Here is a 5,803-nt window from a genome sequence, read left to right on the forward strand (position 1 = left end):
CAGGCAAGTTTAACAGAGCGATTTTTATAAGGACACCGCCACAAAAAATAACTATTGGACATCTTCTTTATTAATTTGTATAGTACTTTTTATTTTAATTTGGATACTCAATATGGTAAGTTATGAAGGAATTGTTATTATTATCGGTTCAGAAACTATTAAGCAATGGGGTGTACTATGTCGTTACAATCTGAATGGCAATCGGTAAAGGGAACAAATGGGGAGATTCGTGCATATATTTCTTCAATAGAGCCGGTAACTGAACCCAGACCAACCATACTCGTTATCCAAGAAGTATGGGGAGTAGATTCGCATATTCAAGATATTGTCGAGCGGTTTGCGGGAGCAGGTTACGTTGCCATCGCACCAGATTTATTTGCAGATAATGGCGTGCGACCAGAGGAACTTAGTGTGGAGAGGATGGTTGAAGCAAAAAGCTTTTTACATTCCATCCCACATACATCATGGTTCAATCCAAATGACCGTGAAAGTGCAATATTACAGCAGCCTTCTGAAAAACAGGAGACACTTCGTACCACGCTAACAACACTGTTTGGAATGTTAGATCCTAGTAAATCTGAGAGTTTCATTCGCATTTTAAAAGACACAGCTGACTATGCACGGAATTCTTTCGAAAAGACAAAAGGAATGCCCGTTACTTCTGTTGGCTTCTGCTTAGGTGGTGCACTTTCAGCTTCATTAGCAACACAAGACAATAAACATGCGGGCTCAGTTGTATTTTACGGACGTCCGCCACAACAAAATATTGATAACATCGAATGTCCTGTGCTCGGACTTTATGGCGGGGAAGATAAGAATATAACTAACTTGATTCCTGCTTTCGAAGCAGAAATGAAGAAAAAAGGTAAAACATTTGAAGCAATTGTCTATCCTAATGCGCACCATGCCTTTTTTAATGATACAAACCCGACCTTTAATTCTAATTATGCAAGGGATGCCTTTGCAAGGACTTTGACCTTTTTGAATAGAGTAACAACTACTTAGCTTGTTTTAATCCGAATTATATCGAGTACCAACTATGCCGTTTAAAAAGTACTATCCAAACTCTTTGGATGGTGCTTTTGTTTTTTTGGGAAAAGGACTACGCCTTCAAAGAAAAAAGGCACCTAGCCTTTGTTAGTAAGTTTTTTAACAACAAAGGTGTTAGGCACCTGGCTTAACTGCATTATAGGAGAAATTACTGTCATCCCATTGAAAGATTCCTTCTTGAAGTTTGATCGTTACGTCAAAAGGGCGGGTAATCGGTAAATTACCGTCTTGAGGAATTTCGTCAATGCTGCTATAGTTTTGATCGATTAATTGCTTCTTAAGATGAAGCATATCTAGTTTTGAAGCAACACGTATGATTTTATCAAGAGTCAACTTCTTTTCACTAATCCCATGGCTGTTACATATGCTTGTCTGAAAGCTTTTATTGTACTGAAGCATCATGTGCAAATCATTAATGCTCGCCACACCAAAAACCTCTTTAATTACGTCCTCATAGCGCAGCTGGGTGCCAGTTGCGAATTTAATAATATTCTTTTCAGGATTTTCTAAGAAATAAACCGTTTCGATAAAATCTTCCATGAAAACACCCTTCCTACTTAATAAATTCTCTTACGGATCACTGTTGAAGAAATGTGAGGTCTTTTAAATGATAAGGAGTTTTTCCCATCCGGTCACTCGCAGAATACCGCATGTAGGTTTATTATATCACATATTCATTTTAGTTGCTGACTTTCCTCGATACATGTAGAAATTTGTCGGAAAATATAGAGGTGAGAATAGGAGTGGGTATTTTTTCCTTGTGAAATTATAGATTATTATGTGAATTTTGATATAATGATATAGTCATATTTAATCAGAATATAACTTTAAAGGAGGAAAAATGAGATTTTTTGTTAGAATTTTAGTTTACACTATGGTATTAGCACTATTTTTCCCATTGATTATTCCTAGTGAAAAAGCCCTGGCAGCAACATGTAAAGACTTAAGTCCCATAACAGATCCTGTTGCACTTAGGATGGAAAAGGGAGAAATGGTTATTTGGGAGGATGTTCATCCAAATTTACTTTCGGCAAAAATAAAATATGAACAATTGCTTAAATCCAAAGGCTGGAAGATCAAATATAATTCCGCTTATCGACCCTATCAATATCAAAAACACTTTTATGAAATTATCACAGGTGTTTCATCAAAGTGTAAACGGTCTGAAAGAAGCAAGCACGAGCTGGGGTCTTTGGTGGCTATACCTAGTACAAAAGCACCGCATACGAGAGGGATTGCATTTGATGCCATTATCTTTGATAAAAAGGGAAGGCCGTTAAATGGAATGCATTATGTAAGCAGTTCACTTGTAAAGGTAGCAAAGCAAGCTGGTCTTAAATTTATTAGTACAAGCAGAGATGGCGTTCATCATGAACTAATTAATACTTCTATGTCAAAACTCAATGCCAGGGTTCCATCACCTGTACAAACTACCTATCTAGTAAAAGGGAATATAACTTATAAAACAGGACTTGAAGTAAAAAACTTCCCCTATAATGACGCACCAAAAATAGGCAGGGTGATGATAAAGGACAATGTCGTGATAGCCGCAAAATCGGGTAACTGGTATAAAATTAAATTTGGAAAAGGGTATGGATGGATTAAAAGTGGAAATAAAAACCTTTCTTTGCTTCCTTATCTGCCGTTCATATCAAATCTAGTGATTAAATATGAAGTTAATTTATATGACGAGCCCGCCATATCATTCAAACAAACCGGAATGGTTGCCCCACAAACCGTAAATGTAATGAAGAAAAGCGGAAATGGCTGGTACTTTATCCATACAACATTAGGGGCGAAATGGATTTTTATTAATCCTAGACCATTGAAATATCTTCAAATAAACAAAGTAGAAAAATTGTACAGTAAGCCGTCCAAATCTACTAAATCAAACGGTCAGATCACGCCTCGAAAAGTAAAGGTCTTAGTTGACCGGGGCGATGGCTGGTATCAAATTTCAACGACTTCGGGTGCTAAATGGGTTAAAATTACTGCCCGCTAATAAAAATTCACCAATTTGGTGAGTTTTTTTACGTTTAATCCGGGACTTATGACTTACCAATATTATCAAGTTGTTAATTAATAGCTTCATAAAGTATTATTTTTATATTAAAAACCTCATACTCTTATGAATGGAGAATGATTTTGAAAAAATGGATTGCAGGGTTACTGGCCCTTTTATTACTATTTAACATGCTGAATTTAGGTGTTTCAGCTGATAATATTGAACCTAAAATCAAAGTCAAATTGGTTAATTATCTTGGAAATAAAACCGAGATTACGATAAAGCCAACAGGTAATTATTTGGTTGAGGATTCAACAGTCCAGTTAACTACTGGAAAGTCATATCTCGTAAAATACGATAGTACTAAAATAACGATACTAGATGGAACCACACCGTTATTTTCCTCGGAAAACGTAAAAATAATCCCTTCTAAAGAAACGGACTATTTATCTATTAATAATTTGAAATATTTGGGTTCATTTCAATTTGTCTCTGAGAATTCAAAGTATGTTCGTCCTATTAACGAAATCTATGTAGAAGATTATTTAAAAGGTGTTGTCCCTTCTGAAATGTATGCCAGCTGGAACCGCGAAGCCTTAAAAACCCAAGCGGTAGCAGCTCGAACCTATGCACTATCTTATAAATCAGTAATCATTGATGATACGATTAATTATCAAGTTTACGGTGGTTATAATTGGAATGCAAATAGCTCAGCGGCAGTGGACGAAACTAGAGGGGAAGTCCTCAAAGTAAATGGACGACTAATTAGTGCTGTTTTTTCTGCAAGTAATGGTGGAAAAACAGAATCGAATGCCAATGTTTGGGGATCCTCACCAGTTTCATACTTAACAATTAAAGAAGATCTCTTTGATGCCAAAACAGCTTGGGAATTNNAAACAACAATTTAATCCAGCCAACTTGTCATGGAGTCAAATGAAAGAGAAAGATACCACCATTACCAATACGATTAAGGCGTGGATGTCCACTCATGGCTTTGCCGGAAAAGAAATAAAAATAACGGACATTCCTGTCTTGACCTTACACACCCCGACATCGGGCGGACGTGTATCAAAAGGGAATATTACGGTTGAATTTTTCACAAAAGATAAAGTCAACGCAGATGGCGCTTTTATCCCGCAAAAATTAGAATACAATAATGTAGCAGCATCACAGATTCGTGCCATGGTTGGCAATCGGATGATGTTGAGCTATCTTGTTTCAAACATCGCTGATACGGACGAAACCATAACGGTATCAGGCTTGGGTGATGGCCATGGTGTCGGTTTAAGTCAATGGGGTGCGAAGAACCGTGCCGAAGAAGGGCATCAAAAATACAATGAGATTCTTGCCTTTTATTATAATGGGGCATCTATTGTAAAGGAATATGGTGACAGACCACAGCCGGTGGTTCAGGATACAACTGAACAAACAACTGATGGAACTACGGAACAGGCACAACCGGAAACGAGTGAACAAACAACTGCAGGAACTACAGAACAGGCACAACCTGACCCAGGTGAACAACCATCAACAGGTGCCACAGATCAACCGTCAACAGTTGAGCCATCAGCAGGAGAAGCTGCAGTAGAAGAACCTGTTTCAGTAGAACCAGCTGTACCAACCCCGATTGTCGATAAAACCCCTCCATCAATAAGTGATGTCAAAGTAAATGTCGATAATTCGAAAAATAAAGCAATGGTAAGCTTTAAGATGAATGAGAAAGCAAAAGTAACTATTTATCTTAAGGACAGCAATGGCAAAATCTTCACCTATTTAATAAAAGATGCAGTAACAGGAGCAGGTACGATTACCAAAGAATACAACAGTTATTCTTTATCTAACGGAAAATATTATGCAGGGATCATCGCCGTCGATATGAGTGATAACAAATCTTCGACATTGCCATCCTTTGAAATAAAAAAAGACAAGACTGCTCCCAAATTCAGCAGCGTTAAGGCAAGCGTAGATAACATCAAAAATAAAGCAGTTATTTCTTATAAAACCAACGAGACGGCAAAAGTAACTGTATATATTAAAAACAGCTCCGGTAAGATCCTAAGTTACTTGAAAAAAGATGTGTTAACCAAAGCAGGGACTATCACCCAAGAATACAAAACAACTTCACTAGGAAATGGTAAGTATACAGTTGTGATGTCTGCCACAGACACAAGTAAAAACCGTGCAAGCGTCACAACTACTTTCACTGTGAAAAAAGTTGTTAAAACAAAAACCGGAAAAGTGACCGTATCAAGACTGAATGTACGTTCATCAGCTTCTACCAAAAGCAAAGTGATTGGTTCATTAAAGAAAAATCAAACAGTAACAATTGTCTCAACAAGCGGATCATGGCATAAAATCAAATATGGTAAAACAACAGGATATGTATCTAAATCATATATAAAATAACTAACTTCTTGCATTGCAAATATATGCGGAGAAGCTTAGTCAATAATCTAAACGGAAAGAATGGCTCGAAGATTTCTTCAAGCCATTCTTTTTTTGCTGTTTTGGGATGGATTTTTGTATATGAGAAGTATCCTATCGTTGCTGGGGGATTTGGACTGTTATTGGAAAATTCCAGGTAGTTGTGTCTGAATCGGCATTGAATTCGGACAGGATGAAACGATTTTCAGGTGAACGTGTCCGAATAGGTATCATATTCAGTCAGGATGAAGCGGTTTCCAGCCGAATGTGTCCGAATAGGTATCGTATTCAGACAACATGAAGCAATTTCCAGGTAAACCTGTC

The 5,803-nt window shown here is 37.3% G+C and carries 5 protein-coding genes; 4 read left to right on the top strand and 1 reads right to left on the bottom strand.

Going from position 1 to position 5,803, the window contains the following annotated elements:
• The first annotated feature begins 177 nt into the window (after positions 1-177).
• Positions 178-1,005: a dienelactone hydrolase family protein gene (locus tag V7137_RS21320; protein ID WP_335699928.1), complete on the top strand. Its 828-nt coding sequence runs from the start codon at positions 178-180 to the stop codon at positions 1,003-1,005.
• Between the two features lie 159 nt (positions 1,006-1,164).
• Here V7137_RS21320 and V7137_RS21325 read toward each other — a convergent pair whose 3' ends face one another.
• A complete protein-coding gene (locus V7137_RS21325) occupies positions 1,165-1,590 on the bottom strand; it encodes a hypothetical protein (protein ID WP_218347320.1) in 426 nt (141 codons plus the stop codon).
• Positions 1,591-1,891: 301 nt separating this feature from the next.
• Between V7137_RS21325 and V7137_RS21330 the strand changes: the two genes are divergently transcribed.
• The 3 genes from V7137_RS21330 (at position 1,892) to V7137_RS30885 (ending at position 5,461) form a co-directional block, all read left to right on the top strand.
• Positions 1,892-3,052, top strand: coding sequence for a hypothetical protein (locus V7137_RS21330; protein ID WP_335699929.1), 1,161 nt, complete (start codon positions 1,892-1,894; stop codon positions 3,050-3,052).
• Positions 3,053-3,243: 191 nt separating this feature from the next.
• A complete protein-coding gene (locus V7137_RS21335; RefSeq protein ID WP_438825623.1) occupies positions 3,244-3,963 on the top strand; it encodes a SpoIID/LytB domain-containing protein in 720 nt (239 codons plus the stop codon).
• A 1,243-nt stretch (positions 3,964-5,206) separates the two neighbouring features.
• A complete protein-coding gene (locus V7137_RS30885) occupies positions 5,207-5,461 on the top strand; it encodes an SH3 domain-containing protein (protein ID WP_438825624.1) in 255 nt (84 codons plus the stop codon).
• The last annotated feature ends 342 nt before the right edge of the window (positions 5,462-5,803 follow it).

It is taken from the genome of Neobacillus drentensis, from assembly GCF_036962765.1.
Lineage (GTDB): Bacteria > Bacillota > Bacilli > Bacillales > Cytobacillaceae > Neobacillus > Neobacillus drentensis_C.